Raw genomic sequence first — 24,290 nt, 5'->3', positions numbered from 1 at the left:
CATAAACCCCTTGCAATCATTAGCAAGAGCTAAACAAAGCATCTAAAAATCGCCACGATAAAAGTAGTCTAAAATACTGTTTTAAAAATAAAAAAGCCCTCAAGCCTTACCTAGAGAGCTTTTTTGTTCTAACTATGAAACAATGTTTCCAGTAAGCTTATAAATTTACTGAACAAAAAGCATTCAAATCGATAGCTTTACCTTAATTTTATTTAAGATTTTCGCTTCGCATACAACTCAGCATAAGGCGCATCCCAATATGGCGGCGTACCAATGTGCTCTTTAATAAAATCAATAAATGCGCTGACTTTGGGAGCCAAGTGCTTTCTGCGTGGATAAACCGCTTGCAATGGTAGGTGGTTAGTCAGTTGCCACTCAGGCAATAATGGCACCAGTGTACCTTTGGCAATTTCATCTTCTAGCAGATAGCTCGCTAAATACACCACCCCTAAACCACTAACCGCTGCTGACTTCAACGCAGGGGCATTATCAACCCGGAAGTTACCTGAAACACCTATTTCGCAATAGTCTTCACCGCGCTTGAACTGCCATACACTGTGTTCATGCCACTCACCATGATAAACCAAGCAATTGTGATCAACTAACTGTTCAGGTCGCTCTGGTTGACCATGTTTAGCAATGTACTCAGGCGAAGCCGTTAACAAGAACTGACATTTCATCAGCGGTCGAGCCACCATACCTAATGGCAACTGCTCCGACATTGTCAGTAGCAAATCCAAGCCCTCACTGACAACATCCACTTTGTGGTCAAGCAAGCTCACTTGCAGCTCAAGTTCAGGATGTTTTGCCATAAACTCAGGTAGTGCAGGAATAATATGCATGGTACCGAATGACTGAGAGATCCCTACTTTCAAGACACCGCGAGTGGCGTCATTAAGATTATGTACGCTCGCTACAGCTTGATCGGCATCCCTAAGTAACTCTTCACCTTGGGTATAAAGTAATTGACCAGCTTCGGTCAAACTTAAACTGCGCGTCGTTCTTTGAATTAGCTGCACACCTAATTTATGCTCCAAGTCAGCAACTTGAGTACTTACCTTAGATTTAGATATGCCTAATTTACGTGCCGCGGAGCTAAAGCTGCCAGCCCGAGCAACATGGGTAAAAATTGCAATAGGTTCCAAAAGTTCTAACATGTAAATCGCCTTCAGGTATTTGCGACACCAATAATATTCAATAAAATTCAAACAATTACAGATTGAAATCTCAATCCAACATGTTTAAATAAATTTAGAATATGCGTAAGTAGGGTCAGTTATGCAATCAGTGTTTTATCAAAAAACCTGATCGATATTGTTATTATTTTTTTAAGTATACCAAAGATTTGCCAATTATTTCTAATATGTATTTTTCAATAAAGATAATCCAAAAGTATAAGCACATCAGACTTTAGCGTGATGAACGAAAAAAGCCCTAAATGGGAATGAATTTAGGGCCGTTGCAATTGCGGTTGGGCGCAACAAGGAGAAAAGATGTTAAATGCTTAGCTTACTCACGAAGTGTTTTATTACTTGTATCAATAAGCGCATAATTTTTTAAGCTAGGCACTTGGGCACGCAGTTTATTTTCAGTAATAAGCAACTGTTCAAAATTGTCACAAACTCGCTCCGCTCTATGCTCTAGCTCTTGTGCTTGCAACTCCATTTCTCGTTCAATATCTTCGCCAATACGTTCCATTTTCTGACTAAATGAATTCATTTTCTCTTCGAAAGTATTGCCATCTCCGGACATCATTTCGCTACCTAATGTCATCATTAGGCTACCAATTGAACTTTGCACTAGCTGATCAAGTTCTTTTTCAAAATCTTCACCAAATGTTTGCTCTAATGAAGACTCAGTGGCACCAATATAAAATTTATCGCCGTTTTGATAAGCAACCGAATCAATACGTTGACTTAAGCTGTCCATCATTTGATCAATTTTTGCGCCAGTAGCGTCTCCTAGTAATGGAGTTAACGCCATACTCACTGCTGTCGTCGCTATCTGTACTGCATCATTGACCAACTCAATCACTTCAGGCACTTGTTGAGAAACTTGCTCGCTATATTCATTCACAAGCGCTTGTTGACTGCTATTAAGGTCGATCTCCTTGCCTTCTACAAACAACTTACCCAGCTCCACTCGGTAAACTTCTTTACCAGCATCGCTCACGGTGAGTTTTTTCGGCTCGACTGCAACATCATAGTTTAATGCCACATCACACTGCTTGCCTTCACCAAAACTAACGTGGTTTCCATTTCCATCATGAGCCCAAGCAGAAGCCGTTGTTGCTAATACCATTGCTGTCATGCCAATTGAAGCCGCTAATTTGTTCATCATTCATTGTCCTTTATGTCTGAAAACTGATTGCTCGGTTAAAGCCGAAGCCTAAAACTGATTATAATGAAGTTAAAGCAGGCATCGTGCCAACATTGTAAGACGCTGTTTTATAGGGAAAAGGGTGCTGAGAGTAAAAAATAAACGAGCAGTAAATTAACAATTCCACTAACTTTTAGTGACATTGACTAAGTTTTAAAATATCGACCGACCTAGAGATTGGCAAAGTAATTCCAATGCAGCAGTTCCCGCTAACGAATTACCATTTTTATCTAACTCTGGTGACCAGACGCACACAGACATATCACCAGGTATCACCGCAATAATGCCGCCACCAACGCCACTTTTGCCCGGCATTCCAACCCGATAAGCAAATTCACCGGCGCCATCATACAGGCCCGACGTGGCCAGCAAAGCATTGAGTTGCCTTGTTTGAACCGGTGACACTAATCTATCGCCACGAATTGTGGTTCCGGCATTAGCTAAATACAGCATTGCACGAGAAAGGTCGACACAACTCATCCGTAAAGCACAATAATGAAAATAGCTTTGTAGCACGGTATCGACATCATTGTTGAAATTGCCGAACGATTTCATTAAATAAGCAATCGCTGCGTTTCGTGCACTATGCTCATATTCTGATGCCGCTACGACTTTGTCATAACAAAGGTGGGGGTTATTACTTAGTTTACGGACGACTTCCAACATTCTTTGCTTAGGCGCTCCTAAGCGTCCTTGAAGCAAGTCAGCAATCACTAACGCGCCAGCGTTAATGAATGGGTTTCTAGGTAAGCCTCTTTCTAACTCAACTTGAACAAGAGAATTAAATGATTGTCCTGAAGGCTCTTTACCTACCCGTGACCAAATCTCATGCTCTTCATAAAGTGTAAGTGCCAAAGTAAGGCTAAATACTTTGGAAATACTTTGAATGGAAAATGGCTCGAGATAATCTCCAGCACCAATTGTGGTTCCATCTAGCGTGGTGATTGCTATGGCGAGCTTATTGGCATTGACGTTTGCCAAGGCGGGAATATAGTCTGCGACCTTTCCTTGCCCAAGCAGTGGTCGCACTTGCTCGAGCACCTGCTCGAGCATTTGCTTATCTGGCATTAACTCCACCAAATATCATACAGCTCGCTTATTTCGACATCTTTGACATCTTGCGCATCCCAAAATGCTTTTACTGCCTGACGATCGTCTTCGGTACACTTACCAATGGTTTGGGTTGCGATAATGCCTTCCCACTCCTTGTGCCCACCGCCATGGAACCCTAGGTTTCTAGGCTCGATAACCGTATCAATAAACGCGTCTACTAGACTATCTATTTGTGCTTCGGTCACTGATTCATTAAAAGTCCAGTTGACATCAAAACCTAGCTCTTGAAACTCATCAATACGTAACTTCTTGCGTAAACGACGACTACGTGTTGCCATAATCACATTCCCCTAATGATTTAGATATTGTTGTAGTAACTTACTGATCTCGTTCAAACATCAAGTCCCAAACGCCGTGTCCCAAACGATGGCCACGCGCTTCAAACTTAGTTAATGGTCGATGGTCTGGACGGGGAACTACATCACCCGTTTCAGATTGATTTTTATACCCTGGGGCTGCACTCATCACTTCTAGCATATGTTCTGAGTAATTTTCCCAATCGGTCGCAAGATGAAAAACACCACCGAGCTTAAGCGCTTGGCGAATGGTTTGTACAAACTCAGGCTGTACAATACGGCGTTTATGATGACGCTTTTTATGCCAAGGATCGGGGAAAAACAGCTGTACACGAGCTAATGACGCCGGCTTAATGGAGTTTTCAAGCACTTCAACTGCATCATGATGAAATACACGTAAATTAGTCACGCCAGCTTCTGCAGCTTCCGCTAAACAAGCCCCTACACCAGGCTTGTGCACTTCAATACCAATAAAGTTAAGCTCAGGCGCTGCTTTTGCCATTTCAACCAGCGAAGCACCCATACCAAAACCAATTTCAAGGACGGTATCAGCTTCTCGGCCAAACACGGCCGTTAAATCTAATGGCTCAGGAGAATAATCTAACCCCATTGTTGGCCATTGCTGTTCGAATGCTTGTGCTTGGCCCTTAGTCAACCGCCCTTCACGTAAAACAAAGCTTCTCACTTTGCGAAGGTACTTACCTTCTTCGTTAAATTCAGCAGTGGTTACTTCGCTCATTTGCTTTACGCCTCTATCTTACTTAGCTCATTTGGCCGGTGATACAACCACAATATCGTGGGCAACACTTGGCAATGTTAATATGTCAAAGAGCAGGCATTATCCAAAGTTAACTGAACAGTGCAACCCTTATCGTTGCCAAAGTATACCAAGAATACAAAAAGGTGCGAATTAGCACATCACCAAAGGTTAATATTTGTTGTCTCAACAACTGGCCATGGTTACACTGGCGCCATGACAATAAAAAGCTTCAGCCAGCGTGTCGTGACGTGGTACGACAACCACGGACGCAAACACCTTCCTTGGCAACAACAAAAAACACCTTATAAAGTTTGGATTTCGGAAATTATGCTGCAACAAACGCAAGTGGCTACCGTTATCCCTTACTATGAGCGATTTATCTCTCGTTTCGCGACCATTACTGACCTTGCAGATGCCGAGCAAGATGAGGTATTACATTATTGGACAGGGCTCGGTTATTACGCGAGAGCCAGAAACCTACATAAAGCGGCGCAACTTATTCGTGACGATTATGAGGGGAAGTTTCCTGAACAATTTGATCAGGTTATTGCACTGCCGGGGATTGGCCGCTCGACCGCCGGAGCGATTTTATCGCTATCTTTAGGTCAACATCACCCTATCTTAGATGGCAATGTCAAAAGAGTCTTAGCCCGTCACGCAGCCATTGAAGGTTGGCCTGGGACCAAAGCGGTTGAAAATGCATTATGGCAGCTTACTGAGCAATATACGCCCCAAGCTGAGATACAAAAGTACAACCAGGCAATGATGGATTTGGGTGCCAGCATCTGTACGCGCAGCAAACCGCAATGTAGTGCATGTCCAATAGCCGTAGATTGCCAAGCTCAACGCGCCGGCAAGCAAAGCGAATATCCAGGTAAAAAGCCCAAAAAACAGATCCCAGCAAAATCAGCTTATATGTTGGCTGTTATTGATAGCGAACAAACCATGATGATTAAACGCCCTGCTGCGGGTATTTGGGGGGGATTATGGTGCTTTCCGCAGTTTGATAACCTCGATGAGTTAACACGCTATGTTGAATTAAATCAGTTAATGCTGGATAACGTCGAGCTGACCGCATTTAGACATACATTTAGTCATTTTCATCTGGATATTACTGCTTATGTGGCGTTTACCACGCCAACAAGTAATCAGATTATGGAACCTAATCGCACTGTCTGGTATAACATAGCCACACCACCTAAAGTTGGCCTTGCTGCTGCTACTGAGCGCATTTTAGCCAGTTTAGGAACCGTATCAATTAAGGAGTAATCATGGCTCGCACAGTAAATTGCCAGTATTTAAAAAAAGAGGCAGACGGCCTAGCATTCCAACTATATCCCGGTGAGCTTGGCAAACGTATATTTGATAATATCAGTCAAGAAGCTTGGACATTATGGCAGGCTAAGCAAACCATGCTTATCAATGAAAATAAGCTAAACATGATGAATGTTGACGACAGAAAATTCCTAGAAGAGCAGATGATTAGCTTCTTATTCGAAGGTAAAGATGTCGAAATCGAAGGTTATGTACCGCAAAAAGATGATGAATAATAAAAAGGCGCCATTAAGGCGCCTTTTTCTTTATTGCTTTATACCTTCAACAACCAGTGAAAGCTGCACATGACTTGAAGCGGGACCTAAGTCCATTTTGACATCGTAATCTTTAAGAGCGAATTCAGTTTCACCCACAAAGCCGGCACGATAGCCTCCCCACGGGTCTTGCCCTTCACCAACTACTTTAGCATCGATAGCGATAGGTTTCGTCACTCCATTTAAGGTCAGCTCACCATTTAAAATAAACTGACCATCACCTTTATCTACAGCAGATGTAGACTTAAAAGTTGCTTTGGGGAATTTATTGGTATTAAGGAAATCTGCACCACGTAAATGCTTGTCGCGTTCAGCATGATTTGAATCAACACTTGCGGTGTTAATGCTCACATCAAAAGTCGATGCGTCGATAGCTTTGGCATCATAACTAAATTTGCCTTCAAACTCATTAAAGCGCCCTACTACAAAGCTATAGCCTAAATGATTCACTTTGAATTGAATTGAAGCATGTGCACCTTGAGTGTCGATAACATAATCTGCAGCCAATAAAGCCGGAGACGTCATAAGTGTTGCGGCAGCAACCATGCCATACAATGATTTTTTCATCTGTTTTCCTTAGGTTTGATGATCTTTAAAAGCGTATTGTCTTTATCAATGAACTGATGTTTAAGTGCACCTAAAACATGCAACACCACCAATCCAATCAAGGTATATGCTAAATATTGGTGAGCAAGCCCAGCTAAATCGGCCTGCTCATCGAAGAGCTCCCCCATGCTAGGAACTGAAAACCAATCGAATACTAAAATAGGTCGCCCATCTGCTGTCGAGATGAGATACCCCGAAACCAGAATAAGCAAAAGCAGTAAATAAAGTGCTCTGTGAGTCCAACTAGCAACAGTCTGCTCCCATCGCTTGTGGGAAAGCTCAACAGGCTTAGGGTTTGATTGACGCCAGATCAACCGCACGACAGTAACCAGCAGCAATAATAACCCTATCGATTTATGGATTTCAGGTGCTCTTTGATACCAGCGACTATAGTAGGTTAGCTCCACCATCCAGAAGCCTAAGCCAAATAAGCCTAAAATCGTGATAGCACTGATCCAATGAAGTGAAATGGAAATAATGCCGTAGCCCTGTTTATTATTCCTAAACATAATATTTTTCCCTAAAAAACTTACCAAAAAGCATATACAGAGCTTAAAAAATTAAAAACTGTTATTAATTGGGTAAACCTTTCGATTTTTTAGAAAGGTGTACTCTTCTTAGCAAGCTGTTTATTCGAAACCCATAGGTTATTGAGCGACTAAAAGGCGATAAAACCGACAATACACAGCAACTGACAGCCTTGATGAAACAAAATTACAGCAGTTTGCGCATTTCCTGAGCAAGCAGTGAAAATTATTAAAAAAAGCACTTGCAGGAAAAATATCATCGCTATATTATACGCGCACTCCAAACGAGACGGGTCACAAACACCCAGTTTGAAGTAGTTAACTAACGCTTAGTTTAGTTGCCCGAATAGCTCAGTTGGTAGAGCAGAGGATTGAAAATCCTCGTGTCCCTGGTTCGATTCCGGGTTCGGGCACCACAATTTGCCGGCATAGCTCAGTTGGTAGAGCAACTGACTTGTAATCAGTAGGTCCCGAGTTCGACTCTTGGTGCCGGCACCATATAAGAAAAGCCACTCAATCGAGTGGCTTTTTTTCATCCCCAGTTTTTTTGATTGCTAAAGTCGGTCAACCATGGGCCTCGCAACAAATCGAAATCAGGTTAAATGTATATCGCCAAGGGTGACTAACAAGCTGTTCCAGCCCAACTAATACCAACGACCGAATTCTGACTAATCGTTGCAGTGCTAGCACAGCAATAGTGCTGTTATTGTTTACCTTATAACCCAGAGGCTCATAAAGCGATCATACCAATCAGCATAAAGATGTGCTCACTCAGCGAGAGTTTAGCGGTTCTGAGACAAGGTCATTAAATGCTCCTCGGTAACTGCTCCTGCGTTACTCTACCTCCTATATCCCTATAGTCGTGCATTAATGACATTCACCACATCCATGTGGCTTGCAACGAATGAAGGGCATAGTGACTCTACGTTCAAGTTCGTTTACACAGTATCAGAAGTGCTAAAACTCGCCCTTTGGGCGCTTTTTGGGACTGCCTACTTCTTCGTTGAATAACTTCCCAATAGAACCACTATTACTTAAGTTATTCGTCTCGAACTAGTTTGCCTAAAATAGCTCTGAGTAGATCACTTTCTTAAGCCGATTGGTATCAATTGACGCTGAGCGGCCATTAGTGCGCCCATAAAATAGTGAAGTGGTTAATTGGTGAAGTAGTTAATTAGTGAAGTAGCTAAGTAAAGAGAGATAAAACCACCGTGAACTTCGCCGCACAGCTGCAAAGCTCTGCAACTTAAATAAAGCTTCAGGCTTTTATAGACTGTCATTACTTACTAATTGCTGGCTGTGGCGTAAGATATTAGTGATTAAAAAAGGGAGCTCGAGGCTCCCTTTTATACAACAATGACTAGCAGCTATTTCCAGCTTTTCATTTTGTAGCCTTTTACCGCATAGAACAAAATAAATAGATAGCATGGCAACATCACAGCGTAACCGCCCTGCATACCTAAAGAAGTGCCGGAACTTAATCCCCAAAACAGTGGACCGAACGCACCACCAGCAATACCCATGACCAGCAACGCAGAACCTGTACTGGTTAATTTACCTAAGCCAGATAGTGCTAGAGGCCAGACTGCTGGCCAAACAATCGCATTTGCTAGACCAAGTAAAGCAATCATTAATAAGGTGTCTGGTAACATGGCACCACCGAGTGGAACAAGTACAGCGTTAGCAATAGCATAAGAGTCGTTGTCACCAACCAAAATACCTATCGTTAATACAACGCCTAGGATAGCCGAAATCATCAATGCTTTAGGCTGAGAGATAAATCTTGGGATAGTTAAAATACCCAAAGTGTAGCCAACCACCATACATACCATGGTATAGGAGGTCATCACCCCGTAGTTTTCAACACCAAGCGACAGTGCAAAAGTGCCAATGGTATCGCCGGCAATCACTTCTACTGCAACATAGAAAAACAAGGCTACAACACCCAAAGCTAGATTCGGGTGAGACAGCGCTTCACGAGTATGACCTTTATCAGCGCTGACCGTTTCTTCTTCACCTTCTAGCTCTGGAAGGGGCGACTTTTTCACTAATATCGCCAACAGACCAATAAACAGTGCCATGCCAAGATAAGGAACCACTAGGCTGTTTGCCATTTCATCGATTTGCACTGCAGTAAGTTCTGTACCTACGCGGTCTTTAAATGAATCTAGAATAAGCGCAGTAAACACCAAAGGTGCAATAACACCAGCCCCTTTATTGAGGATCCCCATCACACTAACACGCGCAGCAGCCGACTCTTCAGGCCCTAGACGAACCACATAAGGGTTAACCGCGGTTTGCAGTAGCGTTTGCCCTGCTCCCATGACCAACTGTGCAAACAAAAACAGCGCAAAAATTTGCGTTTTAGCAGCTGGGATAAACAGCAAGCCAGCTATCATCATCACCGCCATCCCCAAAGCCATACCGGTTTTATAGCCGACTTTGCGAATCACCCAAGCTGAAGGCAACGCGGTAAAGGTCACTGCGATATAAAAAGAGAATAAGATTAGCGAGGCTTGGAACGGGGTGAGTTGTAGAATTTGCTTGAGGTATGGCATCAAAGAGCCATTTAACCAGGTAGCAAAACCGAGAATAAAAAACAGGCCAGCAACGATCGCCATGGGGATCAGACTGCTGCGTTTATTTTCACTATTTAATGTCATTTCCATAAGCCTACTTTCTTATAGTAATTAATATGTTGATACCATTGGCTCTGATATCGGCTCTATTTTATTTGCCAAAATCCGTAGGGAGGACAAGCAAAATTTATTGTTGATATTGCTGATTGTTTCACTGATGTTAAAACATAAAACCCAAAAAGACAACGCTGTCATTTTGGGTTTTAAACAAAAAACAACTTAATTAATGGTCAAAAAATTTAAATTCAATTGGACCATCAAAGGCTTAAACCTTAATGAAAATAGCGCGTTTATACATCCAATACAACAGTAACCACTGCACAGTTAATAATGCAATTGTCGCCGCTAACGCTTGAATAGAGGCTGGCATCGCGCTTATCAAGCCACCAAATAAACTGGTCGCTGTGTAACTCCAATCCACTAAGCTAGAGGCTAGATAGATAATAATGGCATTGCAGCCGATGACCACAAAGGGGAACGCTAACTTAGCCAATTTCAGTACGTCCACAAGCGCATAGAAAATAGCAAGTAAAATCAAACTCCAACCCGTCGTCACCAATACGAAGCTACTGGTCCACAGCTCTTTGTTAACCGGAATAACCCAGTCTGCTAACCACCCTAGGGCCAGAACAATCAACCCAGCCCCCCCCAAAATAGCAACCTTAGCCCACTCCCCTTTCGGGTGTTGCTTTACAATAAAGTGCCCGGTAAATACCCCAGCTAAGGCATTAACTACCGCTGGGACGGTTGATAAAATGCCTTCAGGATCCATAGGACGATTTTGATAGCTCACGCCAGGTAAAAGATGAGTATCCACATAGGCGTTGATAGAGCCTGCCAATGTCAGATCTCCGGCTACACCACCAGGTACCGGCACCCAGAGTTGTAAAGCGGCATAGCCCAACAGCACACCTACAGCAACAATAAGTTGAGTACGTAAACTAGTATGCCAAACCAACATTGCAGCGAAAAACCAAGCAAAAGCGATACGTCCCAATACGCTGGCATAGCGTACTTCATCTGCTGCAGCTGGCATGCCGCCGCCCCAACCATGGTTATATAAAACCCCAAAAAATAATAATAAAGCTAGTCGTTTAACCGCGTGTTTATATAACGGCATACGTTGGGAGATAGGGAGTTTATCAAGACGTTTAGGTGATAGACCTAACGCCACTCCTGACAGGAAAATAAATAATGGAAAAATGAGGTCATAAAAAGTGAAACCATGCCAAGCACTGTGATGCATCTGGGCATCTGCAATTTTCCAACCTTGCCAACCAGTCCACGCCAACAATCCAATAAAGAGGGCTTCGCCGCCCAATATCCAAAACATATCAAAGCCCCGTAATGCATCTAACGACATTAAGCGAACTTTGGGCTTTTTAGCTTGGCTAACTTCCATATTCCAACCTCTATTATTATGATTTTTGGGTATAAAAAAGCCCAAAGACATCGCTTCAGGCTTTAGGTAAATAACTAGCTTTTAAACGCAACCTGGCCAGCAATGATTGTCTGCTCAACCTGGCGCTGTGAGTTAAGCAGTACCATATCGGCTTGGCTACCTATACTAAATTGGCCTCGCTGTTGGTGACCAATAAATTGTGCTGGATAGAGTGCTGCCATCCGCAGCGCTTCATCAAACGGCAACCCGAGCATAGACACGGTATTATTGACAGCTCCTATCATATCTAATACACAACCTGCTAGCTCACCAGTGACCGCATTGAGCTTGTCACCTTGACGAACCACTTCGATACCAAACAGTTCAAACGTAGCATTTTCAGGCATACCTACTGGTGGCATCGCATCTGTGACAAGCATCATCTTACCGCGAGGCTTAGCCGCAATGGCAATTTTTGCAGCAGCAGGATGAACATGATGACCATCAACGATTAATCCACACCAAGTATCTTGACTCTCAATTGCCGCACCAACCATACCCGGATCGCGAGAATTCAACGGTGACATCGCATTGTATAAGTGAGTAAAACCGCTCGCACCAGCTTCAATAGCAGCAACGACTGTATCGTAATCGGCATTTGAATGCCCCAAGCAAACGCGTACATCTGCTTCAACTAAGGCTTTAATCACCTCAACCGATACATTCTCTGGCGCTAAGGTCACCACTTTAGTCCCAAGATCATCACGACTAAAGATGGCTAGCTCAGCATCGGAAATTCGACGAATATGCGATTGCGGATGCACGCCTTTTTTAGGCACAGATAAATGTGGCCCTTCAAAATGCACGCCTAGCACGCCTGCGCTGCCTTTGGCCACCGCAGCGGCAACAGCATCGGCAGCTTGAGCCATCACATTAACGTCATCGGTGATTAATGTTGGTAAATACCCTGTGGTACCAAATTGAGCGTGAGCTTGTCCGATTGCCTCAATGCCGGCCACAGAACAGTCAGTATTAAGTAACACACCGCCACCACCGTTGACTTGAACGTCAATAAAACCGGGGACTAATGTACCTGCCAACTTGCTTTCAACCGCGCCTTTTACACTGTCAAACGCGACAATCTGGCCATCTTCAACACTAATTGGCAACTGTTGATGAAATTGTTCACCATCAAAAATCTGCTCTGCAATGAACGTTTGCTTCATATCTTGATTCCTAAACCTAAACTTGTATCAACAGAGATAAATTGACATTAATTAACATGTTCTCATTATCTTATGTAACCCTTCCGGCTCGTCCGGGTTTGTGCCTAACTGCATGGCTATGTTGGCGATATCTAAATAGAACCGCTGCAGCAATGCAAGAGGTGCAATGCGAGGGTGTACATCTGTCAGCACTTGATTAAGATGCAAAAGTCCCGTGTTACACTGCATTAAATGTTCTAGTTGTTCCAAGTGATTAAAATAAGACTCATCACTAATACATACATCTATGACTTTTATATCTTGAGCCATCAACGCCGCACAACCGTGACGAAATTCTGCACTACTTACTGCTTCAGCATGAATGGCACAGACTTCCTTGAGCTTCAGTGCAACTTCTCTTGCGACAGCAAAGCCCAGCCCCCTGCCTAAAACCACTAGGTTACTCACCCCTTTTAACTGGTCGACCTGCAACTGCGGTTGTGCTCTTGCGGCTTCGCTGAGAACGTTAGGCAATGACATCAGCGCCTGTTTGAGTTCAGTATTTTGCCCCCAATGACTGACTAGCTGCATTAAAGCTGCAAGTGTTGCCAATAAACTTTTGGTCGCAGTGACTCCTTTCTCATCCCCCACATTGATGGTGATCACATCTGCCACTATATCGATGAGCGGCCCAGTTTCGTCACCTGTTATAGCAATACAGTAAGCACCTGCATCTTTTGCCATTTGAGCTTGAGCAATAATATCGGGGCTCTGCCCTGACTGGGAAACAACAATCACTAGCGCACCTTTTAATGCCAAAGATTGGCCATATACACTAGCAACTGATGGTGCAGCTGAGAAAGTTGCCACACCAAGCTCTATCTCAATCAAGTACTTGGCAAATAATGCAGCATTATCCGATGAGCCCCTACCAACTAACATGACAAACTTGGGGTCGAACTGACGAATCTTATTGCCAATGACTGCCATTAACGGTTGGTGATGTGCAAGTTGCTTGTCGATAAAATGCGTAGCACTTCTTGCATCAGCTTCCATCAATGTCTCTGTCATTATGACTAAATTCCTGTCACTGCATTAGCAAAACGGCCTGATATTATCTATCAAGCCGCTAGCCAATTAGTTGATTTTTTTATCGAAGCTTTGCCTAGCAAAATAGGTGGCACCTAGCTCCGGTGGTGCCAATGTCGGTGACAGCTTAGCCACGACGTCTTTGTCTAACCAAGGCGCTAAAGGCTCTGCCAAGCCACCTATCATTGAAAACCTCGGCGGATTCACTTCAAATAGTTTGCGTGCGAGTTCACTGATATAACCAGCACCTTCTTTAACAATATTCTGTGCAACTTCATCTTTTTCATGAGCACAGCTAAGTACGGTTCGCGCCAACTTGGCGTAGCAACTGGATGACTTACCCGCAAGATGCTCAACAATGCCCATTGCATCATTCACTTTAAAGTGCCCAAGCAGGTGTTCTGTTAACGCAGTTGATTGGGCAAAACCGTCAAGGTGTAATAGCACTTGCTCTGCTGCTTTTAGACCAAGCCAAGCACCACTGCCTTTGTCTCCTAAAGCAAAGCCGTGTCCGCCCAAACAGACTTGTTTATCACCCACGTGTGCATATCCGCAAGATCCAGTACCGGTAATAATCACCGCACCTTCACCACCACGGTGAGCACCGATGCAAGCCGTATGCAAATCAGTGGTGACATACATTTCCGCAAAAGGATGCGACCAGTTAACGATGTCTTGATATAGTCGAGGGACATTTACCCCCGCTAAACCTAAGCCCGCAACAAGCCCTTTACTATCGCTAATGCTCATGCCTGCATCTTTTAAAGCGAGCTCAGTCGATAATTGAATCGACTCAAAAGTTTGTGATAAGCCATGCAAAGGGTTAGCACGTCCAGCAACACCAGTACCTATTACGCCATCTTCATTTGAATAGATCGTTGCTCGGCACTTACTGCCGCCACCATCAATACCTATAAACAACGGTTTCTCCTTTGTCTGGTTCACACTCATGACAGACCTCTTCAACAGTTTTTTTATTCAAAGCAAAGAGATAAATGTCACTTTTGCTCTGCCCACTGACTAAGTTAACCCTATGTTACAACACAAATGACAGCGTTGTCATTTATTTTTTTAAACTCTTTATTAGAAAGCAATATTAAGTTCAATCCCAGGGAGAATGCGGCTTGTAGCGCAACCACAGTAAAAACAACTTGTGGTTACGCTAGTTAACACCCTGTTAATTCACAACAAGTGTTCTACCTTTACGTTGATTATTTGCAGCAACTGCACGAACTTCAACTTTGCCATTAACAGCCACTGGCGAAGCAAATACCTGCCAAGCTCCACCGTTAACACGGTACTCAATCGTCAAGCCTGGATAGATTAGGTTGGTATACAACACACCGTCTTCAATTTTGGCACCAACTGTTGGCACTCGGTACTCAATACCGGCCATATCAAGCTTAACGAGCTCTTTTTGACCTAGAGTGTTGGCTAATATGCCCCACTGTTGGCTTTGTTGCGCGCGCATTTCAGGAGTGAATTTACCACTTTGCTGATTATAAACGGCACCTTGGTAATCATAAGGAACTTCCCAACTGGCTTTGTGCCATGCTCTTTCAGCTAACACTAACAAACGCGGATAAATCATATATTCCACTAACTCATCACTACGTAATGTTTCACTCCAAATCTGACCTTGCAGACCTTTAAAGTTAACCCCCTTTTTTAGTGGGCCAGATACTAGTTTACCGCTATCGTCTTTAGTTACTCTATCGTCAGCTTCAAATGGTTTACCTTCGATATCAGTCCACTGTTCAGCATTTGCCGGTAAATTGTCTGGCATAAAGCTGTGTAGCGTTCTTTCATCGGTACCACGACTCGCCCAATAGTAGCCATGCTCTTTAGGGTCATTAACATAAGGGAAGTCAAAATACAGCACTTCTGGGTTACCTAGTACCGCATCCCAACCAAGATTGGCTTGTTGGTGAGCACGCTTGTGACCACCATGGGAAACAACATCCCAAATATTACTTTGATTATGCGGCGCCATTTTCTCTGGGCGGGTATGGCTCATGCCATCACTCCAGCCAGCAGCTAAGATACCTTTACTGGCAATTAAGTGAGATAAGCGCTCAATAAAGTAAGCTCCAAGCTCGTCAACTGAAGTGACCCCTTTGTCATTATTGGCAATAAAATTCTTACATACTGGTGACTCTAACCAAGCACCCGCAGTTTCATCTGCACCGATATGATAAGTTTTTAAAGGTTGCCCTGCTTGTTCATGCAACGCGATAATTTCGTTGATCACTTTATCAACAAAATGAAAACTGGATTCCATACAAACATTAATGGTGTTGTCATCGTAATACTGTACTGATGAGTACACCGTCGTATCCAAAGGATCCATCAAGCGATATTCATTGGCTTGCGCCTCAAGCCCTTGCGCCATCAACTTACGGTAACGCGCTTCCATAGATATAATTGCTGCACGCGAGTGCCCAGGCATATCCATTGATGGAATCACTTCAACTTGTCTTGCACCAGCATATTGTAAGATTTCGATATAGTCGGCTTTGCTGTAGTAACCATTCACTTTGGTATCAGCGCTTGGACCGCTACCGAGTTGTGGTAACAGGCAAGTGTCTTCACTTAGATCATGACAACGCTGGCCGCCAATATCGGTTAATTCCGGTAAGCCATCAATTTCTAATCGCCAACCTTCATCATCCGCCATATGCAAATGTAACTTATTGAGCTTATAAGCGGCCATTTGATCGATAAGATCTAAGATAAAAGCTTTACTATGAAAGTTACGCGAGACATCGACGTGCATACCACGAAAATCATAACGCGGTGCATCTGAAACTTTCATCGAATTAACTTTTTTTGAGTTAACATCAATCAAGCTAGTTAGCGAGGCCAGTGCATAAGAGAATCCAGCATCCGTACTGGCATTTATCACGATTTTATCTTTGGCAATGTTGAGTTGATAAGCCCCATCTCCTTTTATTGTCTTATCTTGCTCTAACAATGTCGGCAAACCGCTATTACTTTGATTAACGCCCACTCTGGCGAGTCTATCTAATGCTGCCTGAACATTTTCAGCTTGCACACCGTTGAGAATGACTTTTACGCCTTGAGAGAGATCAACAGGTTGATCGGTCGAAGTCACTTGCTGGCTAACAGGGGTTGGAATAATAGTATTGATGACTTGAGCACTATCGTGCTCTATGGTGCTATTAGACTCAAATAGGACATCTGGCTTAGCCCATTTGATTAAATCATCTTTGCTGCGCTTATAGTGATGCACTTCATCGTCATAGGCAATCACATATGGACGCACTTCCATGCCGGTTTCTGCATCAATACCAAGTTGAGTGCTTTTAATCACAGCCGGTGTTAATTCACCCGCCGTAATATAATAATTAGGCATGGCATCAATTTCTGATAACTGCCAAAGCTCTCCAACTAAATCGATCGTCACTTTTTCACCGGCTTTGAAACCAGTAAACTTATCGGTAGGGGTGATCTTATGCAGATCGCCTTTTACCCTTTCAATGCTGAACTTATCCGACAAGACCTGCTTAACAGGTCTCATTTGGCTGTAGTATATTGACCATGTATCGTCATTAAAATCGATGGCTGGTGTTAGCTCGATTTGAGCGGTAAAACAACGCTCACTGGCACCCGTGTCACCACATTGTTCAGGAAAGTTTGAAAGTAAACGGTATTTGACATCCAATGTCGCACCCAGTTGATCTAGCTGATTCTGGGTTAATGTGGGCTGTGTTTCAACAACCTGAGCCGCTTGATTGGTACGTTCTGCGCATCCTGCTGCAGTCATCATCAAACCGATAGCGACCGCTACTAACTTCTTTTTCATGTTTACCCTCTCAACGTGATGAATAAGTCACCGCTAACACGGTGTACTTCACTAGAGCCCTTGGTTTCCCCGTGACCTCTCCATCAACAATCTAAAGCGTTAATGGAAGGCAGTCCTATCTATGCCAGTGGCTGAATTATTTACTGTTTAATTTTATTGTTTAATTTAGCTGCGCTTGCGCACGACATTTTACTCAACATTATCATTGCTTAGCCGCAGCGACTATCACCCAGCGCTGCTAGCCTTGTATGTTCTTATACCAATCAACATAAAGATGTGATCGCTCAGCGAGAGTTTAGCGCTTTTGAGACAAGGCAACGAATGAAGGACATAGTTACTCTACGTTCAAGTTCGTTTACACAGTATCAGAAGCGCTAAAACTCGCCCTTTGGGCGCTTTTTTGGCTGCCTATTTCTTCGTTGAATAACTTCCCAATAGAACCACTATTACTTAAGTTATTCGTCTCGAACTAGTTTGCCAAAAATAGCTCTGAGTAGATCATTTTCTTATGCCGATTGGTATTAGATTGGAAAACAAAAAGTTACTAATAAAAGCTGAGGTGAAAACATGATACAGATGAAAGGTAAATTGCCAACAACAATCCATGAATTGATGACAAGACAAGGTTTGTTTTTTCATTTGCAGCACCTCTTTAAAACGCTTTTTGACAAAAGCTAGAGTTATAGTAATTGTTTTGCCGCCAGTAACTAAACATACCAAATTGAAGATCTCGCTATTTCCAAGAAAAAATAGCTAGGTGGTTTATCGAATTCTTAACTAATAAATCACCTAGCCAACTCTAGTTTCTGGGGAGAGACTATCGGAAATAACAAACACAAATATATAGAAATCTATCTATACAGTTGCCAAACACATGAATTAGGAGACCTCTTCCTAAACCATGCAGACCTTACAAGACAAGCGAGTCACACAAGCAAATGACAACGCTGTCATTTACAAACATACACAAGCCTGAACAGAATTTCTACATCTTTTTGACAAAAAGTAGCGAGTTTTTTGTTTTTTCATTTAAGCAGTTCAATGAAAGCCTTTAACCATGCGGCTTTCAGCGCCAGCACTGAATTAACAAAAAAATGACAACGCTGTCAATTACTGCTAACATCGACGTAGATTTAATCACCACTAAAAGCTAAAATAACCAATACAGTGGGAATAATGATAAGAAAATTCAATATAATAAAAGAACATCAGCGACACTTTATTTTCATTGCTGGTTTAGCTTTAATCTGGCTGATTTGGGCAATGCAATTTACTGACACTTGGGGTGTAATTAAGGATTACATTCAATTTTTGATGTTAGGCGTTACCGGTGCCATTTTTGCAAACTCTACCGGTGCCGGTGGTGGCGTCATATTTATCCCTGTCTTTAATTCATTAGAACTTAGCCATCAACAAAGTATCTCCACTTCCTTCGCCATTCAATGTTTTGGCATGACTGCTGGCTCTATTGCTTGGTGGCGTCACTATAAACAACCTCAGCTACAAGAATCTGCTGGCCTTCTGCCTATTTTACTGGGGTTATGTGCGCCATTATCTGTACTTGGAATTTGGTGCGCTGAACTGTTTTCAATCCCAGCACCCGCCTCGCTAGAACTCAGTTTCAGCCTATTTTCAATTGTGCTGGGCTTTGCGATCATCTATAGCGGGCTACGCCCACAACAGCCGCATTCAACTCGCACATTGACGGCGCTAGAAATCACTCACTTATTAATCTTAAGCTTCTTTGGTGGACTCATTACCGCTTGGTTGTCTGTCGGTGTTGGGGAAATTTTGGTCATTTACCTAATCTTAAAACGCTTCCCACCGACGCTTGCTGTGGCGGTTGGGGTTATTGTTACCGCGATAACGGTTTGGTCAGTCAGTCCAATGCATTTAATGCCCCACAGCGACGCTTATTTTAATATCGTGCTTTTTGCAGGCCCTGGCGCAATTGTGGGTGGTTTTCTCGCTAAAAAGCTCGCCCTGTATTTACCGGTTCGATCCTTAAAGCTGTTTTTTGCTTTCTGGATCATCATTTCAGGTATCCACATGTTTCCATAAACTGAATAGGCGTCATTGAGCGTTTAGTTCGTAGTCTAAGCATTGAGGTAAAAAGGATGGCAACTCCAATTAAACAAGTCGTGATCGTTGGCGGTGGCACAGCAGGATGGATGTCAGCTGCTAGCTTAATCAAATATGCACAAGGAAAGAATCTTAATATTACGCTAATTGAATCCACAGACATTGGTACTGTAGGCGTTGGCGAAGCGACTATTCCGAGTATTGTCCAATTCAACCATCAGATTGGCCTTGATGAGCTTAACTTCATCAAAGCTACTCAAGCGACATTTAAGCTGGGCATTCAGTTCGAACAATGGACCACGCACAAAGACGCCTTCTTTCACCCTTTTAGCGATTATGGTTTGGCAGTTAACAACATCCCTTTTCATCACTATCTCAACAAACTTCGCCATGCGAATATAGAAACAGAGCTCAGCGACTACAGCTTTTCAACTGTATTAGCCCAAGAAAACCGATTTGCTCAGCCACATGCTAACCCGAACACCCCTTTAGCCGACTACTCCTATGCCTACCATTTCGACGCAGGACTATACGCAAATCTATTAAAACAGCATGCCACTAGCCAAGGTGTACATCATATCGACGCCAAGATCGAACAAGTAAACTGCTCAACCGTAACTGGGTTTATCGAATCCGTGACCCTGACGGATGGAAGCCAGATAAAAGCTGATTTATTTGTCGATTGCACAGGATTTAAAGGCATATTAATTGAAGAAACGCTTAACACCGGATATGAAGATTGGAGCGAATGGTTGTTATGTGACAAGGCCATCGCCGTACAAAGCCAACTCGTTGACAGTCCTGCCCCCTATACTCGCGCTATCGCACATGCTAATGGCTGGCAATGGCGCATTCCATTGCAACACCGAATGGGCAATGGATACATTTATGCCAGCCAATTTGAGCAAGATGACGTCGCAATGGACAACATGCTGACAAATATAACCGGCGACCCAAGTAATCAACCAAAGCATTTCCAATTCAAGCCTGGCCGACGCAAGCAGATTTGGAATAAAAACTGTTTTGCTATCGGCTTATCCAGTGGGTTTCTAGAGCCCATTGAATCAACAAGCATATCGCTTATTCAAAGTGCGATTACCAAATTACTGGAGTTTTTCCCCGATAGCGATTTTAATCAGCATGACATCAGTGAGGTTAATCGCCTGCACAATGCTGAACTTGAGCATATTAGAGACTTCATCATATTGCATTACAAATTAAGTAATCGCCAAGACAGTGAGTTTTGGCGCTACTGTCAATCAATGGCAATACCTGAAACGCTAGCCCATAAAATTGCGCTATTTGAAAGTCGTGGCCACATCGTTTTACACGAGAAAGAATCATTTGAAGCAGCAAGCTGGCTTACCATGTACAATGGCTTCGGTGTCCAACCTAAGCGTTATGACCCTAGAGCTGATGCGATAGATAATGAGGTGTTATTGCAAAACCTTAAACAAATGCAACGTTCGATACGCCAAGCCGCGAGCCAAGCATCCAGTCACCAAGACTTTATCTTTGCCCATTGTAAAGCTGATAATTAACAGTTAACAAAGGGGACAATTCAATGTCCCCCCTTATTGAGGTGCTACATAGGTGATGCTGCGCAGAAACGTTGAATAAATTCATCATGGCTTGGCTGCTTTTGGGCGCAAGCTTCAATGGCTTGACGGCCGCTATCTAAGCTATGTTTTAGCTTCTCAACATCAAGCGCATCAACCGTTGCGTTATAGCTTGTTGGATAGACTTGCATACCATTTAATACTGCGTACCAACTTGTCGGTTGAAATAACTCCTCTGCTCCCGGAATCAACCCTCCTTGCGCTTTAAAAAACTGCAGCTTTTGGGCCAATGAATCTGGAATATTCATCTCTTTACACCAGCGCCAAAACGGCGTGTCTTCTCTTGCAGTAGTGCAATAATGTAGCACAAGAAAATCCCGTATTTCGGCATAATCAGCAAACACTCGGCGATTAAATTCATCAGTCAAGGTATCGTTATATTCACGTGTCGGAAACATGCGAACAAACAACGCCAGCGTTTTAGACACCAAATGAATTGCAGTCGACTCCAAAGGTTCCAAAAAGCCTTGGGCCAACCCCAATGCAAGACAATTACGATTCCAAGCCTTATTACGAATGCCGGTAGTAAAGGGAATCACCCTAGGTTCGCCAATAATCTTGCCATCAACTGCCTGCAATAGCGTATTAATCGCTTGCTCATCACTACAGTATTTGTCACAAAAAACATAACCATTTCCAGTGCGATGCTGCAAAGGAATACGCCATGTCCAACCGGCCTCTCGTGCTTTAGCAACGGTGTAAGGCTTGGTTGTGCCACTGCTTTCAGTCAATACCGTTACAGCTCGATTGCATGGTAAATACTCAGACCAATCCTGATAACCAGTATTAAGGTTCTGCTCAATCAGCAAGCCTCTAAACCCAGTACAGTCGATGAAAAAATCCGCCTCAATTTGTTCACCACTTTTTAGGGTGACACTTTTAATATCACCATTTTCAGCATTGTTTACCGCTTCAACCAAACCTTCGGTTCGATTAACACCTGCTTGCTCAGCAAACTTTCTTAAGTACTGTCCCGCAAGTCCGGCATCTAAATGCAGCGCATATTGGGTGGACGCTAACGGTGTTCCTTTAGCTTCAAATGGCACAAAAAACTTATCACGGGCAGCCAGCACTGACTCGGGTGAATGCGCCATCAAGGGGGTATTATCCCCTTCTGCTTGCATTTTCATCCAACACTGAAAAAAATCGTGACCATCTATTGGCCTACCCAAATTACCAAATGGATGGAAATAGCTCTCCCCTATGGTATGCCAGTCTTCAAACTGAATGCCCAACTTAAAGCTCGCTTGGGTATGTTTGATAAAATCCACCAAATCTATACCTAAGCTTTCAAGGATCATTAACAAAGGCGGAATGGTCGCTTCACCGACACCGATAACACCAATCTCCTCAGATTCAATAAGCTCAATTTCAACTTCGGTGTGCCTAAATATATTTCCTAAGGTTGCAGCTGCTATCCAACCTGCGGTGCCACCGCCAATAATGGCAAACTTTCTAATCGGTTTTTTAGTGACTTCCATTGTATACCTCTAGGCTAGCGGCCTATTGTGATGAAAATTGACAAGTTTGATTTAAAAAGACTTTGTGGCTAGGTGCTTGAGCCACCTGCTCTGCAACTCGTGATTGCATGTAAGCCATATGCTTAAGCAAATAGGACAACTCCATATTCTCAGCTTTAGACGCATACTTATCAGGAATGACACCAAATCCATGATAAATGGCCAGCCAACTATCTTTACCGAATATTTCCCATGGATACGTCAACATTGTGCCATCATGCCTATAAGCTTCTAGTTTACGACTAAGCGATTCGGGTATCGACATTTGTTGGCAATAACGCCACAAAGGCGAGTCATCTCTACTCGTCAACTTATAGTGTAAAATAATAAAGTCTCTTACTCGCTCATACTCTGCAGCCGTTACATCGTTAAACCTAGTAACAATTTGTGAAGTGAAGTGATTTTTAGGAAAGGATAGACATATCTTTTCAATAGCAGTTTCAACCAATGCAATACTGGTGCTTTCTAGCGGTTCCAAAAAACCAGATGACAACCCCACCGCAATACAGTTTTTATTCCAAGCTTTATTGGCTCGCCCTGGAGTAAATTTAAAACTACGCGGTTCATGTAAAACTTGCCCGTCAATATTTTTTAATAAGCATGATTTTGCTTGGTCATCATCGATAAACTGACTGGCATATACATGACCATTTCCACAGCGATGCTGCAAAGGGATTTTCCAAATCCACCCAGCTTGCTGGGCATGAGATATTGTCCTAGCGATAGGATCATCGCTGACCTGGGTTTGTACCGCTAATGCACTATCGCAAAGCAACCACTGACTCCAATCTTGATAACCCGTATTCAATGTTTGTTGTAACAACAAAGAACGAAAGCCAGAGCAATCTATAAACAAATCACCACCAAGGCTATTACCACTATCTAATGTTAATGTAGCAATGTCGCCAGTAACACTATTGGTATCTACTGCGTTGATTTTAGCATCAATCAACTTTACCCCATTTGCGAGCGCGACCTGCTTCATTAATTTGGCAAATAATGCAGCATCGAAATGCAATGCCCAATCATAAATCTCTAATTGGCTTGCCGGCTTCGATGACGGAAAGGCAAACTTATTTTCAGCTGCTAGTTGAACACCTAAAGAATAATTGGCTAGCGGCACTTCCTTGCCTGCTTGCGCTGCACGCAACCAGTAATGATGAAATCCAGTCTCTTTAGTACCTTGACCAAAAATACCAAAAGGATGAATAAAGGAACTGCCTTTGGTTGCCCAGTCTTTAAATTCTATGCCCAATTTACAGGTGGCGCAGGTCGCTTTAAGCACATCAGTATCTGTTAGGCCCAGCTTCTGATAAAACCTTCGTAAGGTCGGTATGGTAGCTTCACCAACACCAATGGTGCCTATTTCAGATGACTCAACTAGAGTAATAGCCACCTGTTGCTGTTTAAAGTGTTGAGAAAGTGCAGCTGCTGTCATCCACCCTGACGTGCCGCCCCCCACAATAACGATTGAGTTGATTGTCGTTTTATTTTTCATAACTCTTTACCGCATATTATCTGCCACTCGGCATTAACCGCTATAGCAGTGATTAGTTAATTTGTTCTACTTTAAATTCAAGTTGTTAGTACTCTGCTCCCAAGTTAATTGCTTTATTACAATAATCAAGTTTTGCTCGCTTTTTAGTTAGTTAGCAAAAT

At 43.1% G+C, this 24,290-nt stretch carries 19 protein-coding genes and 2 tRNA genes; 6 read left to right on the top strand and 15 right to left on the bottom strand.

The window, feature by feature from the left end; translation table 11 throughout:
- Positions 1–212: 212 nt before the first annotated feature.
- The 5 genes from ACHUFW_RS01315 to trmB form a co-directional block, all read right to left on the bottom strand.
- A complete protein-coding gene (locus ACHUFW_RS01315) occupies positions 213–1,157 on the bottom strand; it encodes a LysR family transcriptional regulator (protein ID WP_394200185.1) in 945 nt (314 codons plus the stop codon).
- Between the two features lie 352 nt (positions 1,158–1,509).
- Positions 1,510–2,337, bottom strand: coding sequence for a YggN family protein (locus ACHUFW_RS01310; RefSeq protein ID WP_394200478.1), 828 nt, complete (start codon positions 2,335–2,337; stop codon positions 1,510–1,512).
- A 195-nt stretch (positions 2,338–2,532) separates the two neighbouring features.
- Entirely contained in the window at positions 2,533–3,447 is a 915-nt protein-coding gene (gene glsB, locus ACHUFW_RS01305; protein WP_394200184.1) for a glutaminase B, read from the bottom strand.
- Entirely contained in the window at positions 3,447–3,770 is a 324-nt protein-coding gene (locus ACHUFW_RS01300; RefSeq protein ID WP_394200183.1) for a YggL family protein, read from the bottom strand. The genes glsB and ACHUFW_RS01300 overlap by 1 nt, the downstream gene beginning before the upstream one ends.
- A 40-nt stretch (positions 3,771–3,810) precedes the next feature.
- Positions 3,811–4,527 carry a tRNA (guanosine(46)-N7)-methyltransferase TrmB gene (trmB, locus tag ACHUFW_RS01295; protein WP_394200182.1) on the bottom strand — a complete coding sequence of 239 codons (717 nt, stop codon included), beginning with the start codon at positions 4,525–4,527 and terminating at the stop codon, positions 3,811–3,813.
- Positions 4,528–4,761: 234 nt separating this feature from the next.
- Here trmB and mutY point away from each other — a divergent pair, with 234 nt between their 5' ends.
- Complete coding sequence (mutY, locus tag ACHUFW_RS01290) at positions 4,762–5,817, top strand: A/G-specific adenine glycosylase (protein WP_394200181.1); 1,056 nt, start codon at positions 4,762–4,764, stop codon at positions 5,815–5,817.
- A 2-nt stretch (positions 5,818–5,819) separates the two neighbouring features.
- A complete protein-coding gene (locus ACHUFW_RS01285; protein ID WP_394200180.1) occupies positions 5,820–6,098 on the top strand; it encodes an oxidative damage protection protein in 279 nt (92 codons plus the stop codon).
- Between the two features lie 30 nt (positions 6,099–6,128).
- Here the strand turns inward: ACHUFW_RS01285 and ACHUFW_RS01280 are convergent, their stop codons facing one another.
- Together ACHUFW_RS01280 and ACHUFW_RS01275 are read right to left on the bottom strand one after the other, a co-directional pair.
- Positions 6,129–6,704 (bottom strand): YceI family protein, encoded by a 576-nt coding sequence (locus tag ACHUFW_RS01280; protein ID WP_394200179.1) that lies wholly within the window; start codon positions 6,702–6,704, stop codon positions 6,129–6,131.
- Positions 6,701–7,252 carry a cytochrome b gene (locus ACHUFW_RS01275; RefSeq protein ID WP_394200178.1) on the bottom strand — a complete coding sequence of 184 codons (552 nt, stop codon included), beginning with the start codon at positions 7,250–7,252 and terminating at the stop codon, positions 6,701–6,703. Before ACHUFW_RS01275 ends, ACHUFW_RS01280 begins: the two co-directional genes overlap by 4 nt.
- 358 nt (positions 7,253–7,610) lie before the next feature.
- On the opposite strand from ACHUFW_RS01275, the gene ACHUFW_RS01270 reads away from it, so the two are divergent.
- Positions 7,611–7,686, top strand: a tRNA-Phe gene (locus ACHUFW_RS01270).
- Positions 7,687–7,692: 6 nt separating this feature from the next.
- A tRNA-Thr gene (locus ACHUFW_RS01265) sits at positions 7,693–7,768 on the top strand.
- A gap of 869 nt (positions 7,769–8,637) precedes the next feature.
- On the opposite strand, the gene nagP is transcribed toward ACHUFW_RS01265, so the two are convergent.
- The 6 genes from nagP to ACHUFW_RS01235 all read right to left on the bottom strand — a co-directional run bounded on the left by nagP (position 8,638) and on the right by ACHUFW_RS01235 (position 17,410).
- Positions 8,638–9,939 (bottom strand): N-acetylglucosamine MFS transporter NagP, encoded by a 1,302-nt coding sequence (nagP, locus tag ACHUFW_RS01260; protein ID WP_394200177.1) that lies wholly within the window; start codon positions 9,937–9,939, stop codon positions 8,638–8,640.
- Between the two features lie 235 nt (positions 9,940–10,174).
- A complete protein-coding gene (nagX, locus tag ACHUFW_RS01255; RefSeq protein WP_394200176.1) occupies positions 10,175–11,311 on the bottom strand; it encodes a transmembrane glucosamine N-acetyltransferase NagX in 1,137 nt (378 codons plus the stop codon).
- A 74-nt stretch (positions 11,312–11,385) separates the two neighbouring features.
- A complete protein-coding gene (nagA, locus tag ACHUFW_RS01250; RefSeq protein ID WP_394200175.1) occupies positions 11,386–12,516 on the bottom strand; it encodes an N-acetylglucosamine-6-phosphate deacetylase in 1,131 nt (376 codons plus the stop codon).
- A 51-nt stretch (positions 12,517–12,567) separates the two neighbouring features.
- Positions 12,568–13,566, bottom strand: coding sequence for a glucosamine-6-phosphate deaminase NagB-II (gene nagB-II, locus ACHUFW_RS01245; protein WP_394200174.1), 999 nt, complete (start codon positions 13,564–13,566; stop codon positions 12,568–12,570).
- A gap of 66 nt (positions 13,567–13,632) precedes the next feature.
- The gene (gene nagK / locus ACHUFW_RS01240; protein ID WP_394200173.1) at positions 13,633–14,535 is read right to left on the bottom strand and encodes an N-acetylglucosamine kinase; all 903 of its coding nucleotides are present in this window, start codon (positions 14,533–14,535) and stop codon (positions 13,633–13,635) included.
- A gap of 226 nt (positions 14,536–14,761) precedes the next feature.
- Positions 14,762–17,410, bottom strand: a complete 2,649-nt coding sequence (locus tag ACHUFW_RS01235) for a family 20 glycosylhydrolase (protein WP_394200172.1) — start codon at positions 17,408–17,410, stop codon at positions 14,762–14,764.
- Between the two features lie 1,263 nt (positions 17,411–18,673).
- Here ACHUFW_RS01235 and ACHUFW_RS01230 point away from each other — a divergent pair.
- Both ACHUFW_RS01230 and ACHUFW_RS01225 read left to right on the top strand, forming a co-directional pair.
- On the top strand, positions 18,674–19,471 hold the full coding sequence (locus ACHUFW_RS01230) for a sulfite exporter TauE/SafE family protein (RefSeq protein ID WP_394200171.1): 798 nt from the start codon (positions 18,674–18,676) through the stop codon (positions 19,469–19,471).
- Between the two features lie 56 nt (positions 19,472–19,527).
- Complete coding sequence (locus ACHUFW_RS01225; RefSeq protein ID WP_394200170.1) at positions 19,528–21,033, top strand: tryptophan halogenase family protein; 1,506 nt, start codon at positions 19,528–19,530, stop codon at positions 21,031–21,033.
- A gap of 44 nt (positions 21,034–21,077) precedes the next feature.
- Here the strand turns inward: ACHUFW_RS01225 and ACHUFW_RS01220 are convergent, their stop codons facing one another.
- Both ACHUFW_RS01220 and ACHUFW_RS01215 read right to left on the bottom strand, forming a co-directional pair.
- Entirely contained in the window at positions 21,078–22,592 is a 1,515-nt protein-coding gene (locus ACHUFW_RS01220; RefSeq protein ID WP_394200169.1) for a tryptophan halogenase family protein, read from the bottom strand.
- A 22-nt stretch (positions 22,593–22,614) separates the two neighbouring features.
- Positions 22,615–24,129: a tryptophan halogenase family protein gene (locus ACHUFW_RS01215; protein ID WP_394200168.1), complete on the bottom strand. Its 1,515-nt coding sequence runs from the start codon at positions 24,127–24,129 to the stop codon at positions 22,615–22,617.
- Between the last annotated feature and the right edge of the window lie 161 nt (positions 24,130–24,290).

This window comes from Shewanella waksmanii, from assembly GCF_043643685.1.
GTDB classification, from domain to species: domain Bacteria; phylum Pseudomonadota; class Gammaproteobacteria; order Enterobacterales; family Shewanellaceae; genus Shewanella; species Shewanella waksmanii_A.
The sequence above is the reverse complement of the archived record's forward strand: the minus strand, read 5'-3'. Positions and strand labels throughout refer to the sequence as shown.